Source organism: Allomuricauda ruestringensis DSM 13258 (assembly GCF_000224085.1).
Classification (GTDB): domain Bacteria; phylum Bacteroidota; class Bacteroidia; order Flavobacteriales; family Flavobacteriaceae; genus Flagellimonas; species Flagellimonas ruestringensis.
In genome coordinates, this window is the sequence record NC_015945.1 from 19,984 (window position 1) to 41,645 (window position 21,662).

Consider the following 21,662-nt stretch of genomic DNA (forward strand, 5'->3'; position numbering starts at 1 on the left):
CGAATGAACACAAAACCTTTGGGCTTGATTCTTGAACTTGGTCTTGAAAAAAGAGATTCTCCAGTCGCTACGCTCACACAGTATTACAAAGTCTTAATTCTTGGTTTCTGATTCTTGGCCCCCAAATCAGTGCTCCACAATCTGCTCAAACCATTGGTAGAGTTCGCCTTTGGTGATTACAGCTCCTTGTTTGATAATTTCAAACTTATCCACATTCTTATCCTCTCCGTAAGCCTTGGAAGCTGTAAGGTATTCCACAAAATCGGATTGATAGTTGCGCTTGAACCAACCAAAGCCGACCTCCGTTCTTAAATCAATCTCTGGATTCATGATCTTAACGGAAAGGAGTTTCATCTCTTTTTCTGTTAAATGGAACAAATGCATGTGCCGTTCGGAAATATTCTCTAAATATTCCACTTTGCTCAATACCCCTTCCCAAATCAAATCACTAAAAACGTCTATTTCCTCCTCGGCAACTTCAGGCTTCTCCTTTTTTAAGTTATCCCACTCATCTGCGGTGATGGATTGGGTCGCCAGAAAGTTAATAAATTCGGGATGTAGCTCTTCAAGTTGCTCCTTGGTCAATCGTCTATACTTCATGCTGCAAAAATATAAAAGGCTAGGGAAAACCACCGTGTTTTTGACTGAAGAAAACCATCAAAACCTAGAATTTACAACGGTTTATTTTAAGTTTAGATTAACACCCATAATCCCAGTGATTTTTGGCAGGCCCTTTTATTTATCGTAGTTTCGGAAACTAACATTATTAATAAAACACGTACAGAATGAGATTTTTGAAATCATTTAAAACTTTAGTGGTCTGTATAATGGCCATAGGTGCATGTGCTTTTTCGCATGTGAACGCGCAAGAACAAGTGGAGGTTAGCGATACAGAACTGAATAAAATAGCTTCGGCATTCCAAGATATTCAGAAAGTGAATATGGAAGCTCAGCAACAAGTTATGAAAACCGTTGAGGAAAGTGGTTTTGAGGCTAATAGGTTCAACGAAATGTACCAAGCCTCTGCATCCCCAGAAAAAACGGTTGATGCCAGTGATGAGGAAAAAGAACGCTTTGGCAAGTTGATGAACGAGATACAGCAAATGCAGGTCGGTTTTACCGAACAAATCGAAGAGATTATCAGTAATGAAGGCTTGAGCATAGAACGTTACCAAAAAATTGCCATGGCATTACAGAGTGATGCTGAACTACAAGGTAGGCTTAGAACTATGTTAGAAAAACAACAGCCGCAATAAAATTTTATTTTTAAACGAACAAGAAAATCCCGAGCAAATTGCTTGGGATTTTTTGTTCCATTAAGCCATTTATCAGTTAAGTATCAGCTTTTGAATAAAGCTTCCAAACTGAGTTTCCAAAACAATTACATATAAACCAGCAGGTAAACCAGATATATTGATTGGGATGGTTAATTCATCATGTGTTTGTTAATAAGCTTTCCCATTTCAGAAGCACTATCGTCATGGATCCTTGAATATTTCATTTCTTCACCTTCATAGCCAAAGACACACTTCGGCTTTCCAAGATTCAGTATAGAAAACATATCAGGTTCCGAAATAGTAAAACCCGCGTTATTAAAACGATCAACGAGGCCCAACATTATCACCTTTTGCTCATAATCGTTCATTTGGTTCCATTCAAATGTCTTTTCAATAGTCTTCTTCATTTAAAAAAACTTCACTTTGTTTTTTGCAATATGTTTAACAAGTCGAAAATGCCCTACTGGTTAACATCTCGCTCGCATCCATATTTCTAAATAACTTTTATTAAACAATTTGTATCCCACATAATCTTGTTAAGTAGCAGCTAAAAAGCTGCACCTGTGTGTGGAAACGATAAGGTAATTTAGACAATACTTCTAAAAATTGAAGATGTGAATTTACGGATACCCTATTTGAGTTGACGAATGCGCCAATTCAATTAACGGTTGCCCTCTTTGGGTTGATGGATAAATTTAAAAAGGTCGAAAGTGGACAACGAATTTACTGAAACCTACTATCCCCAGAGCAAGACAGGGTTATTACACTGGTCTCATTTTGACACTAGAGTCTCTATCATTAGACTCCTGTTTTCACGGGAATGATAGTTGCAATGGAAACCCCGATGTATAGCAAACTGGAATTCTTTTCGATTAATCCATCATGTGTTTGCTAATAAGCTTTTCCATTTCAGAAGCACTATCGTCATGGATCCTTGTATATTTCATTTCTTCACCTTCATAGCCAAAGACACACTTCGGCTTTCCAAGATTCAGTATAAAAAACATATGAGGTTCCGAAAAAATAACACCCTTATTTTTAAAACGATCAACGAGGGACAACGTTATCACCTTTTGCTTATAACCGTTCATTTGGTTCCATTCAAATGTCTTTTCAATAGTCTTCTTCATTTTAAAAAACTTTACTTTGTTTTTTGCAATATGTTTAACAAGTCGAAAATGCCCTACTGGTTAACATCTCGCTCGCATCCATATTTCTAAATAACTTTTATTAAACAATTTGTATCCCACATACTCTTGTTAAGTAGCAGCTAAAAAGCTGAACCTGTGTATGGAAACGATAAGGCAATTTAGACTATACTTCTAAAAATTGAAGATGTGAATTTACGGATGCCCTATTTGAGTTGACGAATGCGCCAATTCAATTAACGGTTGCCCTTTTTGGGTTGGTGGATAAATTTAAAAAAGACGAAAGTGGGCAACGAATTGTATGATGGGGGACAATAATTTATTCAAAACAAAAAAGCCCTCCGAATCTCGGAGGGCTTTTTTAATATAGTATGATCTGAAGTATTATTTAGCTTCCGCAACCACTTCAAATGGGAATTCTACAATAACTTCCCTGTGCAATCTGATAATCGCTTCGTAAGGACCAACTCTTTTGATAGCTCCACCTTTAATATTGATGAATTTTCTATCGATTTGGTGTCCTTCTTTATCCAAAGCAGCAGCAAGGTCGATGTTTGTTACAGATCCAAACAACTTGTCGCCTGCACCAACTTTAGCAGCAATTTTGATTTCCAATTGCTTCAACGCATCGGCGATCTTGGTGGCCTCATCAACAACCTTTTTCTCCTTGTGAGCTCTTTGCTTAAGGTTCTCCGCCAAAACTTTTTTGGCAGAAGGCGTAGCCAAATCGGCCAAACCTTGTGGGATAAGGAAGTTTCTGCCGTAACCGTTCTTTACGGTAACGATATCATCCTTAAATCCCAAATCCTGTACATCTTCTTTTAGAATAAGTTCCATTCTCTGGTGTTTTTTATTTCAACATATCGCCAACATACGGCATTAACGCTAGGTGACGGGCACGTTTTACGGCCTGTGCCACTTTTCTTTGGTATTTTAAGGAAGTACCTGTTAGTCTTCTTGGAAGCAATTTACCTTGCTCGTTCACCAACTTCATCAAGAAATCCGGGTCTTTATAATCAATGTACTTGATACCGGATTTTTTGAACCTACAATACTTCTTTTGCTTGCTGGTCTCAATGTTAAGCGGGGTCAAATATCTGATTTCCCCGTCTTTTTTTGATTTTGCTTGTTGCTCAATAGATGCCATACCCTTATGCCTTTGCTTTTAGTTTGTTTCTTCTCTTTTCCGCCCAAGCAATTGCATGCTTGTCCAATTTAACGGTCAAAAAACGCATAATGCGCTCATCTCTTCTAAATTCCAGCTCGTAAGGGCCTATGGCCTCACCTGGAGCTTGGAATTCGAACAAGTGGTAAAATCCACTTTTCTTGTGCTGAATGGGATAGGCCAATTTTTTAAGTCCCCAATCTTCTTTGGAGACCATTTTGGCACCATTCTTAATCAAGAAATCTTCAAATTTCTTGACTGTTTCCTCTATCTGTGTTTCAGACAGAACGGGATTCAAAATGAAAACAGTTTCGTAATGGTTCATTATAATATATTTTTAAAGGAGCGCAAAATTAACAATATTTCTTTCCCCCTGCAAGAAAAGTAGAAAAACTTCGTTTAAGTACAAGAGTTATCAACATTAAAAAACCTAATAAACCTAAATAACATATATGGCAATTTACACAACAAAATAGACCATGTTTACATCTTTTGTTGTAGGTAAGCAGCTTTTTTATGTAATTTGCCGATGATTTAAAACCCTACAAATCACCCCATTCTATGAAATTAAAAAGTATAATTGTAGACGATTCCTCGATGCAGCGCATGGCCGTTGCAAAGTTGGTCAACAATCATCCACATCTTGCTTTGGTTGCTGAGTACAGCAACGCCATTGAAGCCAAAAATGGCCTTAAAAACCACGAGATCGACCTTATCTTTTTAGATGTTGAAATGCCGATCATCAATGGTTTTGACCTTTTAGAGGCCCTAGAGAACCCACCACAGGTTATTCTGATTACGGGAAAACCTGATTATGCACTTAAAGCTTTTGACTACGACGTAACCGATTACCTTCACAAACCCATTACCTTGGCACGTTTTGAAGCCTCAGTAAAAAGAGCTGTTGCCAAATACGAGCAAATGAACAGGGTTGATGAGGATGAAGAGCACATCTTTGTAAAGAGCAACCTTAAAAAACGTAAGGTAATCCTAAATGATATTAAATGGATAGAAGCACTGGGAGATTACATTAAATTGGTAACAGATGAAGCCAATATCGTAATCCTTTCCACCATGAAATCTTTTGAAAAGCAATTGCCCGCTGAAAAATTTCTACGTATCCATAAATCTTATATTGTAAATCTGGAGAAGATTGAGAAATTCAACAGTAAAAATGTTGAAGTGGGGGGCAGACAGATTCCATTGAGCAGAAACAAAAAGACAGAACTAGCCGAAGCGCTGGCCAATGTATAATTATATGTGGTCCACGTTGTAGACCAACCGTACACTTTTATACTTGGAAATAGCATTAAAGGATTTTTCAATTCTTTTAATGCTATTTTTTGTTTGTGCCAAGGACTGTTCTCTTGGAATCTTAATCATTACGTTTTTTAAATAATCCCTGCGGATTCTCGCCACAGGTGGATATTCGGGGCCAAGAATTTGCACCCCAAGTACATTTCGCAGCGAACCCGAGATCCATTCCGATGCTTCGTTCAGTTTATTGAAATCCTTATCCTTTAAAGTGATTTTAATGAGGCGCACCAAAGGTGGATACTTAAATTGTTCCCTTTCGTAAAACTGCTCCTTGAACATTCCATCATAATTGTTCGTGGTTACTTGCTGTAAAATTTGATGGTATGGATTGTAAGTCTGAATAAGCACCTTCCCTCTTTTTTGGGTACGCCCTGCCCTACCCGCTACCTGCGTCAGCATTTGAAAACTCCGTTCATGGGCACGGAAATCGGGAAAATTGAGCATGGAATCCGCATTCATAATGCCAACTAGGCTCACATTCCTAAAATCAAGCCCCTTGGTCACCATTTGGGTTCCCACCAAAATATCCATCTCTTGGTTTTCAAAAGATGAAATAATTTTTTCATAAGCATATTTTCCGCGCGTGGTATCCAAATCCATTCGACCTACAGAAACATTTGGAAACAACTGCCCCAACTCTTGCTGAATCTGTTCCGTGCCAAAACCCTTATTATCCAAAGTTGGACTACCGCAAGCCAAACAAGCTTGCTGTAAAGCCATGTGATAACCACAATAATGGCAGCGAAGCTGATTTCTGTGCTGATGGTATGTTAAACTCACATCGCAATTGGGGCATTGGGCCACGTGCCCACAAGTGGTGCATTCCACCACAGGGGCAAATCCTCTCCTATTTTGAAAAAGAATGATTTGTTCCCCTTCCTCAAGTGCCTCCGTAATGGCTTTGATGAGAATTTCGGAAAAATGCCCTTTCATTCTACGTTTTCGGGTAGCTTCCTTTATGTCCACCAGATTAATATCGGGCATCAACACATCACCAAATCTGTGTACAATGGAAGCATAACCGTATTTTTTGGTTCTGGCATTATACATACTTTCAATGCTTGGGGTGGCTGACCCTAAAACAATCTTTGCTTTGTGCAAAGCAGCCAAAACCACGGCTGCATCGCGTGCATGGTAACGTGGAGCAGGGTCGAACTGCTTAAAGGAACTTTCGTGCTCCTCGTCCACTACCACCAAACCCAAATTGGTAAAAGGCAAAAATAGCGATGACCTTGCACCAAGTACAATCTGAGCTTTTTCTGTATTTTTTAAAACGTTGTTCCACACCTCCACCCTTTCGTGAATGCTATATTTGGAGTGGTATACGGATACTTGATGTCCAAAATAATGCCTCAACCTATTGATCAATTGGGACGTTAAGGCAATCTCTGGCAATAGATAAAGGGCCTGTTGACCGTTTTCCAGACATTTTTGAATCAGTTTTACGTAGACCTCCGTTTTTCCCGAAGAAGTTACCCCGTGCAACAGCATCGGTTTTTCTTCATCAAAACCATTGTTGATGTCCTCCAGAGCTTTTTCTTGGTATTCATTTAAGGCAATATGCTTGGATTCTTCGGACCTTTCCTCAAACTGCACCCTATCTTTTCTAATATGGTATTCTTCCAGAATATTTTTGTCGATGAGTGCCTTAATTACGGCTCGGGAGCCACCACTTTCCTTTTCCAGTTCGGAAATGGGGATGGGTTTGGTGCTTTTGGCTTTCAACTGAAATAAAGACAGCACTACTTGACTCTGTTTGGGTGCTCGTGTAAGCTCGTTCAAAAGTTCGGCCAGTTGTTTTTCATCCTCGTACTGTTCCGAAAGTTTAACGTAGCGTACCAATTTTGGCTTGTACTGCTCGTACAATTCTTCTTTCTGGAGTATAACGCCTTTGTGAACCAAGGTGTTTATCAGCTTCATCACATTTTTTTTGTCCACAATATCGCTGACCTCGGAAATTTTTAAAGCGGTTTGATGCTGAAGTGCTTCGAATACCAAAAATTCATCATCCGTTAATTCCCTTTCATCTACATCAGACTTTTTGTTGGGCAAAATGAGTGTTTCACTTTCTAACATAAATGCACTGGGCAGTGCACTTCTGATGACTTCTCCCAAGGTACACATGTAATATTTGGCCACCCATTCCCAATGCTTTAATTGTATTTGGGTGACTACAGGGTATTCGTCAAGAATTTGATAAATTTCTTTGGGTTCGTAGGCTTCAGGTGCATTTTGATGCACGCGATAGGCCAATGCAGTATAAATCTTTGATTTGCCAAAAGGAACGGCTACTCGCATCCCCTCCTGTATAAAATCCGCTTCGGCCTGCGAAATTTTATAGGTAAAGAGTTTTTCCAAAGGAATGGGAAGAACAACTTCCAGAAAATATTCCATATTCTAATTCTCTACTACCCGATGCCACGTTTGGGTTCTGTACAAAAATGCTAAATAACCTCTTACTTTGAGTCGATCTTCATTATCCTCATCCAACCAGACTCTTCCTCTAAAGGTCATTGCTTGTTCGGGGTCGAACAACTTGTCTCCTTTATAAATACCTTTATTGTTTTTCTCGAAATTTTCCATGATTTTCATTCCAAGAATCGGCTTGTTTTTTCGTTCCCCATCACATTTGGTACATAAGGCCCCTTTTTTACCTTTTTCCAAAATCTTAACAACCTTGGCGTGCATTAGTCCATCTTCTTTGTAAATCTCAATGATAGCCTTGGTGATTCCATTGCGGTCATCAATAGTTTTCCACTTTCCAAAAACGGTTTGGGACCAAGTTATCTGACAAAACAGAAAACATATCAGATAAATCCATTTATTGCTCGTTTTGCTGCTTTTCATGTCTTTTTTTTAAAGAATTAATTGTGGCGTTCAATTCAAAACCTAATAATAATATATTGGAATTTAACCATATAAACACCATTAAAATCAATAATCCTCCCAGTGCTCCATAAAGTTCGTTGTAACGAGCGAACTTCTCAACATAAATTCCGAAAAGATATGAGGTCAATAAAAACAAAAGGGTCGTAAGCAATGCCCCCCCTGAAAAAAAACGGGCCTGTCGTCCTTCTGCAGTACCAAAATAGTAAAGTATTGCCGTAGCCAGATACGAGATGCATAAAAAGAACAGCAGTTTTGCTATTTGGATGCCCAATGCATCTCCTTTTTCAATATCGGTTCCCAGTGTCCTACCAAAAAATTCACTTGCATTCTCCACAATGTAAAACTCAAAATACACAAAAGCTACCGCTCCCAATATCAATAAGATGGAGAGGATGACGCCCACCATCAGCGCATAGGCATATTGACGAAAGAAATTACGGGTGAGCTCTACGTGGTACGAGTATTCAAACCCACCAAAAATGGCGTTGACACCATTGGCCACCAAAAATATGGACAACAAAAAGGCCGAAGAGAGCAATCCTCCTTGTTTTTGGTCTTTTATCTGCTGATAAATCTCGCTAAAATATTCACTGGTGGCAGAAGGCAAAAAGGATTCCAAAAAGCTTAAAAACTGGGTATCAAAATTCTCATTGCCCACACTTACGTAGGGGATGATAAATGGAATCAAGGTCACCAAAAAGATAAGCAGAGGGAACAGTGCCAAAAAAATACTGAAAGCAATGGAACTTGCCCTTGTGGAAAGTGCGCCTTTCACGATTCCCACCAAATACATTTCTATCAAATCATAAAGAGAGAGCCCTTCAAAAGCTTTTAGCTTTATTTTTTTCAATAAGCGAACCAGCCAATTGATCACGGGTATTTTCTCCAATTTCTCCTCTATGGCTTTGGACATTTAAACGGCTTTTAAACTTAAATCCATATTGTAAACAGAATGGGTAAGCGCTCCTGACGATATGTAATCCACGCCACATTCGGCATATTTACGTATGGTGTCCTCGGTGATGCCGCCCGAAGATTCGGTGAGGCACTTCCCTCCTATTCTTTTTACTGCTTCTCGGGTTTGTTCGTAATCAAAATTATCCAAAAGGATACGGTACGCGCCATCGGACTTCAATATCTCGTCCACCTCATCCAAATTTCTGGCTTCAACAATAATCTTCAATTTTTTTTCCTTTTCCTTTAAATAATCCTGCGTTTTTTGAATGGCTTTGGTAATTCCGCCTGCAAAATCGATATGGTTGTCCTTGAGCATGATCATATCGTAGAGAGCAAACCTATGGTTTTCTCCCCCACCTATTTTTACGGCCCATTTTTCAAGAGCACGAATTCCAGGAGTGGTCTTTCGGGTATCCAATATTTTGGTCTCTGTTCCATCTAAAATCGATACAAAATCCTGGGTTTTGGTGGCAATGGCACTCATCCGCTGCATGGCATTGAGCACCAATCGTTCTGCTTTTAGAATATTTTGGGAACTTCCCGCCACATAGAAGGCGATATCACCATACTTGACAGCGGCTCCGTCTTCCAGCAATATTTCCATTGTTAAATCGGGGTCAACATAGTTGAACACCTTTTTTGCAAATTCAACTCCTGCAAGGGTACCTTCGTCCTTTACCAGTAGCTTTGCTTTTCCTTGTGCTGATGCAGGAATACACGCCAGAGAGCTGTGGTCTCCATCACCAACATCCTCCCTAACGGCATTGGCAATGATCAAATCCAGTTCATTTTGAAATTGTTCTTCGGAAATCATCCAATTGGGCTTTTAACGAAAATAGTAAAAACATTGTTCGGTGTCCACGACTTGAGTATGCATAATTTACGCTGAAACGTTTATTTTTGGGCATGCAGATTACTTTGATTGCCATTGGGAAAACCGACAAGTCTGAACTTGAAGAACTTATAGCCGTTTATGAGAAGCGGCTGAAGCATTATATCAAGTTTCAAATAGATATAATTCCCGATATAAAAAACAGAAAAAATCTTTCCGAAGCCCAACAAAAGGAAAAAGAGGGCGAACTCATTTTGGCACAACTGCAACCAACGGACACTTTAATCTTGCTTGACGAGAAGGGAAAGCAATACTCCTCCTTGGATTTTGCCCAGTTCTTGCAAAAAAAGATGAACAGCGGCATTAAAAACCTTGTTCTGGCCATTGGTGGCCCCTATGGTTTTAGCAATACTGTTTACGCCAAAAGTTCGGGAAAAATAAGTTTGTCCAAAATGACATTTTCCCACCAAATGGTACGGTTGTTTATTGTGGAGCAAATTTATAGGGGATTCACCATTCTTCGGAATGAACCTTACCACCATCAATGAGATAATTGGAGGCAAGAGCCAGGAGCCAAGACCAAAACTGTCCTTGTTCCTGTTTCTTGAAGCGCAGTGGTCTTCCTTTTGTTAATAAAGCACCCTAAACTTAATGGTGTTCTCAATTTTCTTGAGCGCTTTGATCACATCTTTATCATATTCCTTGTCCAAATCGGTGATGACATACCCTACGTCGCTATCCGTGGAGAGGTATTGACCAGAAATATTAAGCCCATATTGAGCTAATATTTCGTTGATCTTAGCCATAATGCCTGGAACATTTCGGTGGATGTGCAAAAATCGGTGCGCCTTGTTTTGTTTGGGCAATCTAATATTGGGGAAATTAACGGCGTCCACTGTATTTCCGGAGTTGATGTAGTCCATGATCTTATTCGGCACAAAATCAGCAATGTCTCTTTGCGCTTCCTCAGTGCTACCGCCAATATGCGGAGTCAAAATCACATTGGACAAACCTTGCAAGGGTGTTTCAAACGCTCCGTTGCTCCGTGGTTCGGATGGGTACACATCTATAGCTGCACCACCTAGTTTTCCGCTATTCAAAGCGCTTGCCAGTGCATCAATATCCACCACAAAACCTCTGGAAAGATTGATGAGCTTGGCACCATCTTTCATTTGGTTGATTTCACGTTCCCCGATAAAGTTCCTATTGGCCTTGTTATCATCTACATGAAGTGTAACTACATCAGAAACGGACAACAAATCCTCCAAAGTGTCACATTTTACGGCGTTACCAAGCGCTAATTGGTCGTTAACATCGTAATAATACACTTTCATGCCCATGGCTTCGGCCAAAACGGACATTTGTTTACCTATGTTACCGTAACCTACAATACCAAGATTCTTACCTCGCACTTCTTGTGACCCAATGGCTGTTTTGTTCCATTCCCCGTTGTGAATTTCCGTACTACGTGGAAAAATGCTACGCATTAGCATAATGGTCTGCCCAATGGCAAGTTCCACTACAGAACGGGTATTACTGTAGGGAGCATTGAACACAACCACACCCTTCCTTTTACTATAATCCAAATCTATCTGCGTGGTACCGATGCAAAATGCACCGACCACCAATAATTTATCGGCGGCATCCAGTACTTTTTGGGTGACTTGGGTCTTAGACCTAATACCCAAAACATGCACACCTTTAATACGTTCGATAAGGTCTTCCTCGGAAAGGCTGGTTTTGATCAGCTCTACAGAAAAACCTTCTTCGGAAAGATTTTCGAAAGCTGCAGGGTGTACATTTTCCAGTAATAGGATCTTAATTCTGTTCTTGGGGTATGATAAGTTTCTTGGCAAATCGTTCACAAATAAAAATTCATCTAGGTTAGGTGCTACGTGATCGGCATTGTTCGTTGCTTTTTCACGATGTACATTTTCGGTATAGGCGAAAAATTTATGGGCAATACCGGCCTCGCGCATTACATAATCGCTATAACCGTCGCCAATTACCTGGACCTCGCCTTCCAAGTCCAAGTTTTTTAAACACTCTATTTTACCGTTATGGGCGGCCAAAACATTGGTTTCATCAAAGCCGATGATATTTCCGGCATCATCAAAAGTAAAGGTGTTGGCATACACCCGGTCGGATGGAATGTTGTACTCTTCAACAATAGGATCTATAAATTCCTTGAAGCCACAGGAAATTACGTAGATGTGGTCGGAAAACTCGTGAAAGAATTCCTTGTTCGATGCGATTGATTTCGAAATTTTTTGACGCAGCTCCACCACCAAGTCATCCAAATCACTTTTGTTGGCATTCAGCAAACGGATTCTTTGTTCCAAGGATTCTGTAAAGGAAATGTCCCCATCGATTCCTAAATTGGTTATTCTCTGTATCTCCGCCACAATCTCATCCCTTTTGGGATTGTTTTGCAACGTCATTTCCGCCAAAACATCCAAAGCCTCAACCCGTGTGAGCGTGCTATCAAAATCGAACACATATTTACGTGCAGTTTCCACCATGAGTCCTTCCAAAAAATTAAGCCACAAAATTAAACATAAATTTCATCCTTAGAATCGGAACTCATCAAAAACCTTACAGATTTGCGGATAAATCAAAAATCCATTACGATTTGTTTCAAATGGCACCTAAATTTTTGCAATCACGTATGGATTGAGTTCAATTGTCAAGTTCAAACTCAAGTATTAAGTTCAAGTTTCAAATCTAAATTCCAAAAAGCAGTTCGCGGTTGCAGTTTGCAGTCAATGAACGTATAGATTGCCCAGTCTTTAGTCTTGTCTCTTATTTCTTGTCTCCTGTGTCTTGTCTCTTATATCTATCCCCAACCAAGTTACATCCCAACTATCAAAACCAACGTCTGGTCAACTTACAATAGATACTGTACTCCTTACCAAACTTTTCCTGTAGGGCTTCCTCTTCGGGTTTGATTTGAAAACGGTTCATATAGGACACAAAACCCGCTGCAATAAGTGTGTTGAAGGCATTGCCCAGCTTTAGACCAAAGGCTAACAGAAAAAGGAGCATTCCCAAATACATGGGGTTACGGGTGAAATTGTAGATGCCATTGGTTACCAATTTGGATGCTTTATTTGGGTTCAATGGGTCCGTCGTAGTCTTTTTTGCCAAAAATTGGATTACGGAAATCAAGATTACCAAAATCCCTACTCCAAACAGAAACATCCCCAGCTCCTGCTTACCAAAAAATTCAAACTCACCTACTGGCAAAAATTTGTCCAAAACATACATTAATCCTCCAAAAACCAACATCACCAATGCTGGTGGCACTTTCACTTTCATACAAATCGGTTAAACTTCGAAATTACTACTTTTGAACCTCAAATAGAACCCTTTTTGACTTGAAACTAGTTTTTGCCACCCATAACGACCATAAGCTGAAAGAAGTTCAGCAATTACTTCCTAAAAACATAGAGCTTCTATCCTTAAAAGATATTGAGTGCTTTGATGAAATTCCCGAAACAGGCGATACCTTGGAAGAAAACGCAAAAATTAAAGCGGATTTTGTGACCAAAACCTATGGTTTAAACTGTTTTTCGGACGATACCGGTTTGCTGGTCGATGCTTTGGATGGAACACCAGGAGTTTATTCCGCCAGATATGCGGGGGAACAAAAAAGCGCCAAGGACAATATGGCGAAATTGTTATCTGAACTAAAAGGAGCAAACGACCGTGCAGCACATTTTAAAACTGTGATCCATTTGAACCTGCAAGGCAACAGTTACACGTTTGAAGGTATCGTCGATGGTCTCATCACAGAAGCGGAATGGGGTTTCGGCGGGTTTGGTTACGACCCTATTTTTAGGCCCAATGGATTCGACAAAACCTTTGGCGAACTGCCACCAGAGACAAAAAACGCTATAAGCCACCGAGGTAGGGCCATTCAAAAATTGGTTGATTTTTTAAAAAAAAGTGCCTCATAGCTTCCACGGAATAAAATTAACGTACCTTTGCCGCTTTATTAACGCCGCCGGTATGGGCAAGGTGTTGTGATGGGCTTAAATGGGTTATACAAAATCGCTCTATACAACACAAACATATTTGCGATTTAAGGTATATACACCGCTATGACAAAATTTGAAGCCTTGGGGTTGGACAAACCCCTATTGGATGCTATTTCCGACCTCGGATTTGAATCCCCATCAGAAGTACAAGAAAAATCAATCCCAGTTTTATTGGAAAAGGAAACCGATTTGGTGGCCTTGGCACAAACAGGAACAGGTAAAACTGCTGCGTTTGGATTTCCGATGATTCAAAAAATCCAAGAAGAAAGCCGAACCACCCAAGGATTGATTCTCTCCCCAACAAGAGAGCTATGTTTACAGATTACAAACGAGTTAAAACTCTATTCCAAATACATAAAAGGACTTAATGTTGTTGCCATTTATGGTGGCGCCAGCATTACGGAACAAGCACGACAAATAAAAAAAGGAGCGCAGATTGTTGTTGCTACTCCAGGTCGTATGAAGGATATGATCGGCCGAAGAATGGTAGATATTTCCAAAATTGATTATTGTGTCTTGGATGAAGCCGATGAAATGTTGAACATGGGCTTCTTTGAAGACATTAAAGACATTCTATCCAACACTCCCAAAGAAAAGTTGACGTGGCTTTTTTCTGCAACCATGCCCAAAGAAGTGGCTACGATTGCCAAAAAGTTCATGAACAATCCTGTTGAGATCACTGTTGGATCTAAAAATGCAGGTGCATCCACCGTACAGCATGAATATTATGTGGTAGGCGGACGTGACCGTTATGCAGCGCTTAAGCGTTTGGCAGATGCCAATCCGGGAATTTTCTCCGTGGTGTTCTGCAGAACCAAAAGGGATACGCAACGTGTGGCTGAAAAATTGATTGAGGATGGGTACAATGCCGGAGCTTTGCATGGCGACTTGAGTCAAAACCAAAGAGATTTGGTAATGAACTCGTTCCGAAAGAAACAGGTACAAATGTTGGTAGCTACCGATGTTGCTGCCCGTGGTATTGATGTGGACGATATTACACACGTAATCAACTACCAATTGCCCGATGAAATTGAAACCTACACCCACCGTAGTGGACGTACAGGACGTGCTGGCAAATCCGGTATCTCCATGGTTATCATCACCCGCTCCGAACTTCGCAAGATCAAAGCCATCGAGAAAAAGATTCAGCAGGAATTCATAGCCAAACAGATTCCGGATGGCATTGAAATCTGTGAGATTCAGTTGTATCATTTGGCCAATAAAATCAAGGAAACCAAGATCAATAAAGAGATTGAGAGTTACCTACCCGCCATTAACGATGTTTTGGAAGGTATTGACCGTGACGAACTCATCAAAAAAATTGTTTCCGTAGAATTTACCCAGTTTTATAACTACTACAGTAAATCCAAAGACCTTAACAGTCAGGATTCCAGTAAGGACAGAGGAACTTCCAAAGGAGATATTCCATCAGAAGGTTCAGTTCGCTATTTTATCAATGTTGGGGAACGCGATGGTTACGACTGGATGTCTTTGAAAGATTTCCTTCGTGACACGTTAAAATTGGAAAAAGAGGATATCTACAATGTAGACACAAAAGACACCTTCTCGTTCTTTAATTCTGATGCACAACTGACCGAATTTATTCTTCAAACCTTTACCGAATTCAAGGTAGATGGCCGTTTTATTAATGTTGAAGTATCCAAAAACCCTGGCGGTAGCGGCGGTGGCGGAAAAGGAGGCAAAAAACGTCGTGGTAAAAAAGGTGGAGGATACCGCGGTGGGAATAAATCCTACAAAGGCGGAGGCGGAAAAAAAGGAAGTTACGGAAAAAAAGGAGGCAAGAAAAAGCAGGGCTTTTATTAGTTAATTCTATATTAAATGGTAAGCCTCTCCTATTTATTTTTCTTTGTTTAGTACTTTTATAGCTACAAAGGTTGCATGAGAAGATTACTACTTATACTATTGTCCCTAATCCCACTGCTCGGTTTTTCTCAAGTTGAAGACGATCAAAACCAAGAGGTAAAAGAGTTTACCGCCACAGTGATCAATGCCCAAACGGAATTTCCTTTGGAAAGTGTGCACGTGGTGAACCTGAACCAAGTAAAAGGTACCATTACAAACCAGAATGGTAAGTTTACCATACCTGCGGCGGTTAACGATACGCTTTACTTTTCGTATTTAGGATTTAAAACCCAAAAAGTAAGGGTTACCAACGATATGTTCCGGTATGGGAACACTGAAATAGCTTTGACAGAGCTCGCCTATGCACTTGAAGAAGTGGTTGTAAGGCCATATCAACTTACAGGCTATCTGGAAATTGATGTTAAGAACCTTCCAGTAAACAATGCGTATCAGTACAGTATTTCTGGTCTCAATACCAGTTATGAGGCCGGGAATAAAAGTCCGAGTGCGGTAACCAAGGTTTTGGGAGCCATTCTTAATCCAGCAGACCTCTTGCGAAATCTTTTTGGAAAAAAACCAAGGCAAATGCGCAAATTGCGGCAAATCAAAGAGGATGATAATATTAGAGACCTCTTGGCATCAAAATTTGATAGGGAAACCTTAACAGAACTGCTGCAACTTGAGAAAGTGGATATTGAGGACATTCTCAATAACTGCAACTACTCCAAGTCCTTTATTAAAACAGCTAACGATCTTCAGATTTTAGATGCAATTTCCAGCTGCTACGAAGAGTATAAAGTGCTGAACAGAAATAAATAATCATCGACTGAATCCAACTCTTGGGATAGTCCTGCCCCGCTATAAATAAATTTCATATTTACATATTCATTTTATAGCTTTAGACAAAATCCCAATTCATGAAAAAACTACTTGTTGTATTGTCAGTGTTACTCTTATTTGTTGGCTGCAAAGAAGTTGAAAATAAGCAGGAAATCACGCAGGTAGTTCAAGAAGAGACTCCGAAAAAAGAGGCACCTTTTGTTTGGGAAGGGGCCAATATCTACTTTTTGCTCACCGACCGTTTTAACAACGGAAATCCCGAAAACGATTTGAATTTTGATAGAACCCAGGAGACCGCTATTTTAAGAGGTTTTGAAGGTGGTGATGTTGAGGGAATTACCAAGAAAATTGAAGAAGGATATTTTACAGACTTAGGAATCAATGCTATCTGGTTTACCCCCGTGGTGGAACAAATCCACGGTGCAACAGACGAAGGCACAGGAAAAACTTATGGTTACCACGGTTACTGGACCAAGGATTGGACTTCCATAGACCCTAACTTCGGAACAAGAAAAGACCTTGAAAAATTAGTAGAAGCTGCGCACAGTAAAGGAATTCGTATTCTTTTGGATGTAGTTTTGAACCATACCGGGCCTGTTACGGAACAAGACCCGGTTTGGCCGGATGATTGGGTAAGAACCGGACCAAAATGTGAGTTCTCCACCTACGAAAATACTACCGCTTGTACCTTGGTGGAGAATTTGCCGGATATCCTTACCGAAACCGATGAAGCAGTGGAACTGCCCGATGCCCTTTTGGCCAAATGGAAAGATGAGGGGCGTTTGAGCAAGGAACTGGACGAACTCCAACTCTTTTTTGAACGCACAGGATACCCAAGGGCCCCACGCTACTACATCATCAAGTGGCTTACGGATTATATTAATGATTTAGGGGTTGATGGTTTCCGTGTGGACACTGTGAAACACGTGAATGAAAACGCTTGGGCCGACCTTCATAAAGAAGCTAATTACGCCTTTGAAACATGGAAAAAGAAGCATCAGGATAAAATTTTGGACGACAACCCTTTTTACATGGTTGGCGAGGTCTACAACTATGGCATTTCCGGCGGTCGTGAATTTGATTTTGGCGACAAAAAAGTCGATTTCTTTGATTACGGGTTTAAAAGCCTTATCAATTTTGAACTCAAAAACGATGCGGACAAGAGTTACGAGATCATTTTTAAAAAATATAGTAAACTGCTCCACACCAAACTTAAGGACAAGAGTGTACTCAACTATTTAACCTCACATGATGATGGCGCACCTTACGATAAGGACCGAAAAAAAACCTATCGCGCAGCCAATGTACTTTTGCTTACGCCAGGCGCATCGCAGGTGTATTATGGAGATGAAACATCTAGAGATTTAACCATTGAAGGAACACAAGGCGATGCCACACTGCGCTCGTTTATGAACTGGGAAGATTTGGACAGTATTCCCGAAACACAAAAAATACATAAGCATTGGCAAAAATTGGGGCAGTTCCGTAAAAACCACCCTGCCATTGGAGCCGGTAAACACAAACGCTTGGCCAAATCACCATACGTATTCTCAAGAACCTATGTCAATGGAGACTTTAGGGACAAAGTTGCTGTAGGATTGGATTTACCTAAAGGTAAAAAATCACTCTGGGTAAAAGGATTCTTTGGTGACGGCACCACATTGTACGATACCTATTCCGAGACCGAAGTTACCGTGGTCAACGGAAAAGTGCTGCTGGATAATGATTTTGATATTGCTTTATTGGAGCTTGTGGAATAGGCCTATTGCCTTGAATGGAGTGCAATACGGTTGCCCTCTGGATCCAAAAACACTGCCATGTAACCTACATCTGGGCTAATCTGGGTCTTTGATTGAACAATTTTTCCTCCATTCGGTTCAATACGGTCGAGTTCGTTTTGAACGTCCGTACTATTAAAATAAATCAATACTCCATCACTTTTACTGGGTTTGTACCAATCCTTATTTTGAATAAGACAACCCGTGGCTCCAGGTTTTTCAAGATCCCAAGGAAACCACCCCATTTTTGTACCTCCAAAATCCTGTAACTTTATTTCAACTTGAAAAACAGCTTCATAAAACGTTTTGGCTCGGTCCATGTCCATAACAGGAATCTCAAACCAGCCCACCATATTAAATTCCATAATTTATTGATTTTCCAATATTTCCTTTAAACTTGCCAGACCTTCCTCAAAATCTTTTCCCACCGCTTTATCCATGTTCATAAACAGCATCATAATGCTCATCGGGAATTTGTTCTTTCCTGAAAAGCCCCAAACCACTTTGGTGGAATTCTTATCAAGCTCTTTGGTAACTATATAAGCATCCGAGGTGGATTTAAATGGTTTTAAGAACCGAAGTTCGGACTCAATTCGCTCACCCTCCACAATTTTGGTGATTTCCTGCTCCCCTTCCCCTACTTCTTTGTTGCCTTTCCAATAGTTAATGGCTCCAACCTCACCATCTGTTCCAGTAAATTCCTTTTTCATATTCGGGTCACGTTTATCCCAAGGAGACCATTCCCCTTGCCTTTTTAAGGATTTGAGATAATCGAAAACAACGCTTTTAGGTTTGGAAATTTCTATAGAGCGGGAGACATTGTAGTTTTTTGGGGCAATGGCTGCCAAAATAATGATCAGCAACACTATACCTAGGATAATATATAGCACTATCATAGCTGTAATTTATTGGTTATCAACTAAAAATACGAAATTTATCTACTTGGACAGATATCTTTTTATGATACCCTCGACATCTTTTATGGATTTCTTGGTCCAATCCAATCGTTTCTCGAACACTTCTATATCCGTTAATTGCCAATTTAGGTCGCAATCGCGCACTTTTTGTGCCAATTGTTGGATAATAATGGCCGCAGAAACCGAAACATTCAAACTTTCGGAAAAACCCACCATGGGAATTTTAAGAAATCCATCGGCCTGCTGCATTACTTCATCTGACAATCCTTCTTTTTCTGTACCAAAAAATAGGGCTGATTTTTGCAAAGGAAAGAAATTGGGCAACAAGGTCGAATCGGTGTGCGGTGTAGTCGCTATAATTTGATAACCATCCTTCTTTAATTTGGAGATACAATCGGCCGTGGTTTGGTAGCGGTACACATCTACCCACTGTTCGGCTCCCATGGCAATATTTTTGTCCAACCGTTTACCAAAACGATTCTCTATCACATGTACGTCTTGCACTCCAAACACATCACAACTGCGGATAATGGCACTGGTATTGTGCAATTGATACACATCTTCCACCGCTACGGTAATATGTTTGGTCCGTTGTTGGAGGACATCCAAAAAACGCTGTTTTCTTTCATCAGTGAGATATGTCTCCAGATATTTCAACAAATCATGGTCAAACATAAAACCAAGATAGGAAAAATTGGAATTTTGGTTTCTTGAAAAATGGATTTGTTATCTTAGTGGCAAATTGATTTCCCATACTAAAAATACCAACACACATAGATGAACATTAAAACCCTAGCCCTGTTAATTTGCTCTTTATATGGAGTTGTGCTAGTTGCCCAAAAACCAATAAAAAAACAAAACAACCCAATTTTTGAAGGCTGGTACGCCGACCCAGAAGGTATTGTTTTTGGGGACTCGTATTGGGTTTACCCCACATTTTCCGATGATTACGACAAGCAATTGCATTTTGATGCCTTTTCATCCAAAGATCTAGTGCATTGGAAAAAGCATGAACGCATTTTGGATACAACCAAGATAAAATGGTTGAGGCAGGCCTTGTGGGCGCCATCCATTATTGAAAAGGACAGTAAATATTATCTTTTTTTTGGCGCCAACGATATTCAGCGGCCCGGCAGAAGCTCCTATGACCCCAATAACGACATCAACCATTATGGCGGCATTGGCGTAGCTGTTGCGGATAATCCAGGAGGTCCTTTTGAAGATTATTTGGGAGAACCCCTCATTTCTGATTTCTACAACGACGCCCAACCCATTGATCAATTTGTTTTTGAGGATACGGACGGTACCTATTATTTTTTCTATGGAGGTTGGAGTCATTGCAACTTGGGGAAGCTCAACGAGGATTTTACGGGCTTTGAGCCATGGGAAGATGGCAGTGTGTTCAAAGAAGTTACCCCCGAAGGTTATGTGGAAGGCCCGTTTATGTTTTTGCGAAACGGTATTTACTATTTTATGTGGTCCGAAGGAAATTGGACCGATGGCAGTTATAAAGTGGCCTACGCCATGGCAGACAAACCAACAGGCCCCTATAAGCGCATCGGAACCATTTTGGAATCCAAAGAAGGAGATATTGCAACCGGGGCGGGGCATCACTCCGTAATCAACAAACCGGGAACGGATGAATGGATCATTGTGTACCACCGAAGACCTATTCCCAACAAAGACCGTGATCATCGGGTTACTTGTATGGACAAGATGGAATTCAACCCCGATGGTACCATAAAACCAGTGATTATGACTTTTGAGGGTGTTGGTGGCAACTAAGTTTCTTAAACCAGTTTAACTTTTGTCAGAATTATGCTGGATACATTTGTTCTGATTAATAATTTTAATTGATTATCAAAAGGTTATGAGAAATTTACTTCCCATTTTACTAAGCGTTCTGCTTTTTAACTGTAACACAAATACACCTAAAAGTTCTGATAAAAATGAAGACAACGGGCTTCAAACAGGAATTTCACATTCTGATACATTGACAAAACATTTAAAACCGTTCAAAGAAGGCCTGCCAACAATTGGACTTTTAATGTATAATGGTGTCCTTCAAAGTGAGGTTGTAGCAACATCGGACGTATTCGCAAAGCCATCAGTTGATGGAGAACAACTCTTCAACGTTATCACCATAGCCGAAACGGACAATCCAATAACCACCGAGGAGGGCATGCATTTTGTGCCGGATTACACTTTTGATAACTGTCCAAAATTAACTGCATTGTTTGTTCCCAGCGCTTATGACATGTATGCTCAGGTACATAACAATAAAATCATAGATTTTATACGAGAGAAAAATGAAGAAACCAAATACACAGTAAGCAATTGTGCGGGAGCGCAGTTAATTGGCGCATCTGGAATTGCAGATGGAAAGAAAATTGTAACTTGGATTGGTGGCGGCACACAATTACAAAAAGATTATCCTAACTTAAAAGTTCAAAACGACAGTTTGGTGACTTTTGTCCGAGACGGAAAATTTTTATCTTCAAACGGAAATCTGGCAAGTTACATATCCGCATTGAACCTTTTGCAAACCATGACAAATGAGGAACACCGAAAATTTGTGGAGAGCTACCTTTATTTGGACCGTCTTCAAAATTGGAAAAAATGATTGCCTAACATAAAAT

The 21,662-nt window shown here is 40.2% G+C and carries 24 protein-coding genes; 9 read left to right on the plus strand and 15 right to left on the minus strand.

Annotation, left to right across the window (positions count from 1 at the left end):
- Window positions 1-126: 126 nt before the first annotated feature.
- Complete coding sequence (locus tag MURRU_RS00100; protein WP_014031363.1) at window positions 127-600, minus strand: DUF6495 family protein; 474 nt, start codon at window positions 598-600, stop codon at window positions 127-129.
- Between the two features lie 185 nt (window positions 601-785).
- Between MURRU_RS00100 and MURRU_RS00105 the strand changes: the two genes are divergently transcribed.
- Complete coding sequence (locus MURRU_RS00105) at window positions 786-1,256, plus strand: DUF4168 domain-containing protein (protein WP_014031364.1); 471 nt, start codon at window positions 786-788, stop codon at window positions 1,254-1,256.
- A gap of 170 nt (window positions 1,257-1,426) precedes the next feature.
- Here MURRU_RS00105 and MURRU_RS00110 read toward each other — a convergent pair whose 3' ends face one another.
- The 5 genes from MURRU_RS00110 to rpsF form a co-directional block, all read right to left on the minus strand.
- Window positions 1,427-1,684, minus strand: a complete 258-nt coding sequence (locus tag MURRU_RS00110; RefSeq protein WP_014031365.1) for a hypothetical protein — start codon at window positions 1,682-1,684, stop codon at window positions 1,427-1,429.
- Between the two features lie 465 nt (window positions 1,685-2,149).
- Window positions 2,150-2,407, minus strand: coding sequence for a hypothetical protein (locus MURRU_RS00115; RefSeq protein WP_014031366.1), 258 nt, complete (start codon window positions 2,405-2,407; stop codon window positions 2,150-2,152).
- A 402-nt stretch (window positions 2,408-2,809) separates the two neighbouring features.
- Complete coding sequence (rplI, locus tag MURRU_RS00120; protein ID WP_014031367.1) at window positions 2,810-3,262, minus strand: 50S ribosomal protein L9; 453 nt, start codon at window positions 3,260-3,262, stop codon at window positions 2,810-2,812.
- Between the two features lie 13 nt (window positions 3,263-3,275).
- Window positions 3,276-3,572, minus strand: a complete 297-nt coding sequence (gene rpsR, locus MURRU_RS00125; RefSeq protein WP_014031368.1) for a 30S ribosomal protein S18 — start codon at window positions 3,570-3,572, stop codon at window positions 3,276-3,278.
- 4 nt (window positions 3,573-3,576) lie between these two features.
- On the minus strand, window positions 3,577-3,915 hold the full coding sequence (gene rpsF, locus MURRU_RS00130; protein ID WP_014031369.1) for a 30S ribosomal protein S6: 339 nt from the start codon (window positions 3,913-3,915) through the stop codon (window positions 3,577-3,579).
- 236 nt (window positions 3,916-4,151) lie between these two features.
- On the opposite strand from rpsF, the gene MURRU_RS00135 reads away from it, so the two are divergent.
- Complete coding sequence (locus MURRU_RS00135; RefSeq protein ID WP_014031370.1) at window positions 4,152-4,844, plus strand: LytR/AlgR family response regulator transcription factor; 693 nt, start codon at window positions 4,152-4,154, stop codon at window positions 4,842-4,844.
- On the opposite strand, the gene priA is transcribed toward MURRU_RS00135, so the two are convergent.
- From priA to nadC, 4 genes are read right to left on the minus strand one after another with little or no spacing between them, the layout of a single operon-like run.
- Complete coding sequence (gene priA, locus MURRU_RS00140) at window positions 4,845-7,301, minus strand: replication restart helicase PriA (RefSeq protein WP_014031371.1); 2,457 nt, start codon at window positions 7,299-7,301, stop codon at window positions 4,845-4,847.
- Window positions 7,302-7,304: 3 nt separating this feature from the next.
- Window positions 7,305-7,754 (minus strand): DUF2147 domain-containing protein, encoded by a 450-nt coding sequence (locus MURRU_RS00145; protein ID WP_014031372.1) that lies wholly within the window; start codon window positions 7,752-7,754, stop codon window positions 7,305-7,307.
- A complete protein-coding gene (locus tag MURRU_RS00150) occupies window positions 7,729-8,709 on the minus strand; it encodes a YihY/virulence factor BrkB family protein (RefSeq protein WP_014031373.1) in 981 nt (326 codons plus the stop codon). Before MURRU_RS00150 ends, MURRU_RS00145 begins: the two co-directional genes overlap by 26 nt.
- The gene (gene nadC / locus MURRU_RS00155) at window positions 8,710-9,567 is read right to left on the minus strand and encodes a carboxylating nicotinate-nucleotide diphosphorylase (RefSeq protein WP_014031374.1); all 858 of its coding nucleotides are present in this window, start codon (window positions 9,565-9,567) and stop codon (window positions 8,710-8,712) included. It abuts the gene before it with no gap.
- 92 nt (window positions 9,568-9,659) lie between these two features.
- Here nadC and rlmH point away from each other — a divergent pair, with 92 nt between their 5' ends.
- On the plus strand, window positions 9,660-10,133 hold the full coding sequence (rlmH, locus tag MURRU_RS00160; RefSeq protein ID WP_014031375.1) for a 23S rRNA (pseudouridine(1915)-N(3))-methyltransferase RlmH: 474 nt from the start codon (window positions 9,660-9,662) through the stop codon (window positions 10,131-10,133).
- Window positions 10,134-10,214: 81 nt separating this feature from the next.
- Here the strand turns inward: rlmH and serA are convergent, their stop codons facing one another.
- Together serA and MURRU_RS00170 are read right to left on the minus strand one after the other, a co-directional pair.
- Window positions 10,215-12,107, minus strand: coding sequence for a phosphoglycerate dehydrogenase (gene serA, locus MURRU_RS00165; protein WP_014031376.1), 1,893 nt, complete (start codon window positions 12,105-12,107; stop codon window positions 10,215-10,217).
- A gap of 343 nt (window positions 12,108-12,450) precedes the next feature.
- The gene (locus MURRU_RS00170; RefSeq protein WP_014031377.1) at window positions 12,451-12,903 is read right to left on the minus strand and encodes a methyltransferase family protein; all 453 of its coding nucleotides are present in this window, start codon (window positions 12,901-12,903) and stop codon (window positions 12,451-12,453) included.
- 59 nt (window positions 12,904-12,962) lie between these two features.
- Between MURRU_RS00170 and MURRU_RS00175 the strand changes: the two genes are divergently transcribed.
- The 4 genes from MURRU_RS00175 (at window position 12,963) to MURRU_RS00190 (ending at window position 18,088) form a co-directional block, all read left to right on the plus strand.
- Window positions 12,963-13,544 carry a non-canonical purine NTP diphosphatase gene (locus tag MURRU_RS00175; RefSeq protein WP_014031378.1) on the plus strand — a complete coding sequence of 194 codons (582 nt, stop codon included), beginning with the start codon at window positions 12,963-12,965 and terminating at the stop codon, window positions 13,542-13,544.
- Window positions 13,545-13,688: 144 nt separating this feature from the next.
- A complete protein-coding gene (locus tag MURRU_RS00180) occupies window positions 13,689-15,449 on the plus strand; it encodes a DEAD/DEAH box helicase (protein ID WP_014031379.1) in 1,761 nt (586 codons plus the stop codon).
- A gap of 75 nt (window positions 15,450-15,524) precedes the next feature.
- Window positions 15,525-16,307 carry a carboxypeptidase-like regulatory domain-containing protein gene (locus MURRU_RS00185; RefSeq protein WP_014031380.1) on the plus strand — a complete coding sequence of 261 codons (783 nt, stop codon included), beginning with the start codon at window positions 15,525-15,527 and terminating at the stop codon, window positions 16,305-16,307.
- Window positions 16,308-16,405: 98 nt separating this feature from the next.
- Window positions 16,406-18,088 carry an alpha-amylase family glycosyl hydrolase gene (locus MURRU_RS00190; protein WP_014031381.1) on the plus strand — a complete coding sequence of 561 codons (1,683 nt, stop codon included), beginning with the start codon at window positions 16,406-16,408 and terminating at the stop codon, window positions 18,086-18,088.
- Between the two features lie 2 nt (window positions 18,089-18,090).
- Here MURRU_RS00190 and MURRU_RS00195 read toward each other — a convergent pair whose 3' ends face one another.
- Genes MURRU_RS00195 through MURRU_RS00205 form a run of 3 tightly spaced genes read right to left on the minus strand, consistent with a single transcriptional unit; the run spans window position 18,091 to window position 19,698 of the window.
- Window positions 18,091-18,471 carry a VOC family protein gene (locus MURRU_RS00195; RefSeq protein WP_041801193.1) on the minus strand — a complete coding sequence of 127 codons (381 nt, stop codon included), beginning with the start codon at window positions 18,469-18,471 and terminating at the stop codon, window positions 18,091-18,093.
- Window positions 18,472-18,474: 3 nt separating this feature from the next.
- Entirely contained in the window at window positions 18,475-19,002 is a 528-nt protein-coding gene (locus MURRU_RS00200) for an SRPBCC family protein (protein ID WP_014031383.1), read from the minus strand.
- Window positions 19,003-19,044: 42 nt separating this feature from the next.
- Window positions 19,045-19,698, minus strand: coding sequence for a TrmH family RNA methyltransferase (locus MURRU_RS00205; protein WP_014031384.1), 654 nt, complete (start codon window positions 19,696-19,698; stop codon window positions 19,045-19,047).
- A 102-nt stretch (window positions 19,699-19,800) separates the two neighbouring features.
- Between MURRU_RS00205 and MURRU_RS00210 the strand changes: the two genes are divergently transcribed.
- A complete protein-coding gene (locus tag MURRU_RS00210) occupies window positions 19,801-20,808 on the plus strand; it encodes a glycoside hydrolase family 43 protein (RefSeq protein WP_014031385.1) in 1,008 nt (335 codons plus the stop codon).
- An 85-nt stretch (window positions 20,809-20,893) separates the two neighbouring features.
- Window positions 20,894-21,646 carry a DJ-1/PfpI family protein gene (locus tag MURRU_RS00215; RefSeq protein ID WP_014031386.1) on the plus strand — a complete coding sequence of 251 codons (753 nt, stop codon included), beginning with the start codon at window positions 20,894-20,896 and terminating at the stop codon, window positions 21,644-21,646.
- Window positions 21,647-21,662: the final 16 nt, after the last annotated feature.

Coding starts and splice junctions, on each gene's coding strand:
- MURRU_RS00100 (WP_014031363.1), bottom strand. CDS start 600: ATGAAGTATAGACGATTGACCAAGGAGCAACTTGAAGAGCTACATCCC.
- MURRU_RS00105 (WP_014031364.1), top strand. CDS start 786: ATGAGATTTTTGAAATCATTTAAAACTTTAGTGGTCTGTATAATGGCC.
- MURRU_RS00110 (WP_014031365.1), bottom strand. CDS start 1,684: ATGAAGAAGACTATTGAAAAGACATTTGAATGGAACCAAATGAACGAT.
- MURRU_RS00115 (WP_014031366.1), bottom strand. CDS start 2,407: ATGAAGAAGACTATTGAAAAGACATTTGAATGGAACCAAATGAACGGT.
- rplI (WP_014031367.1), bottom strand. CDS start 3,262: ATGGAACTTATTCTAAAAGAAGATGTACAGGATTTGGGATTTAAGGAT.
- rpsR (WP_014031368.1), bottom strand. CDS start 3,572: ATGGCATCTATTGAGCAACAAGCAAAATCAAAAAAAGACGGGGAAATC.
- rpsF (WP_014031369.1), bottom strand. CDS start 3,915: ATGAACCATTACGAAACTGTTTTCATTTTGAATCCCGTTCTGTCTGAA.
- MURRU_RS00135 (WP_014031370.1), top strand. CDS start 4,152: ATGAAATTAAAAAGTATAATTGTAGACGATTCCTCGATGCAGCGCATG.
- priA (WP_014031371.1), bottom strand. CDS start 7,301: ATGGAATATTTTCTGGAAGTTGTTCTTCCCATTCCTTTGGAAAAACTC.
- MURRU_RS00145 (WP_014031372.1), bottom strand. CDS start 7,754: ATGAAAAGCAGCAAAACGAGCAATAAATGGATTTATCTGATATGTTTT.
- MURRU_RS00150 (WP_014031373.1), bottom strand. CDS start 8,709: ATGTCCAAAGCCATAGAGGAGAAATTGGAGAAAATACCCGTGATCAAT.
- nadC (WP_014031374.1), bottom strand. CDS start 9,567: ATGATTTCCGAAGAACAATTTCAAAATGAACTGGATTTGATCATTGCC.
- rlmH (WP_014031375.1), top strand. CDS start 9,660: ATGCAGATTACTTTGATTGCCATTGGGAAAACCGACAAGTCTGAACTT.
- serA (WP_014031376.1), bottom strand. CDS start 12,107: ATGGTGGAAACTGCACGTAAATATGTGTTCGATTTTGATAGCACGCTC.
- MURRU_RS00170 (WP_014031377.1), bottom strand. CDS start 12,903: ATGAAAGTGAAAGTGCCACCAGCATTGGTGATGTTGGTTTTTGGAGGA.
- MURRU_RS00180 (WP_014031379.1), top strand. CDS start 13,689: ATGACAAAATTTGAAGCCTTGGGGTTGGACAAACCCCTATTGGATGCT.
- MURRU_RS00185 (WP_014031380.1), top strand. CDS start 15,525: ATGAGAAGATTACTACTTATACTATTGTCCCTAATCCCACTGCTCGGT.
- MURRU_RS00190 (WP_014031381.1), top strand. CDS start 16,406: ATGAAAAAACTACTTGTTGTATTGTCAGTGTTACTCTTATTTGTTGGC.
- MURRU_RS00195 (WP_041801193.1), bottom strand. CDS start 18,471: ATGGAATTTAATATGGTGGGCTGGTTTGAGATTCCTGTTATGGACATG.
- MURRU_RS00200 (WP_014031383.1), bottom strand. CDS start 19,002: ATGATAGTGCTATATATTATCCTAGGTATAGTGTTGCTGATCATTATT.
- MURRU_RS00205 (WP_014031384.1), bottom strand. CDS start 19,698: ATGTTTGACCATGATTTGTTGAAATATCTGGAGACATATCTCACTGAT.
- MURRU_RS00210 (WP_014031385.1), top strand. CDS start 19,801: ATGAACATTAAAACCCTAGCCCTGTTAATTTGCTCTTTATATGGAGTT.
- MURRU_RS00215 (WP_014031386.1), top strand. CDS start 20,894: ATGAGAAATTTACTTCCCATTTTACTAAGCGTTCTGCTTTTTAACTGT.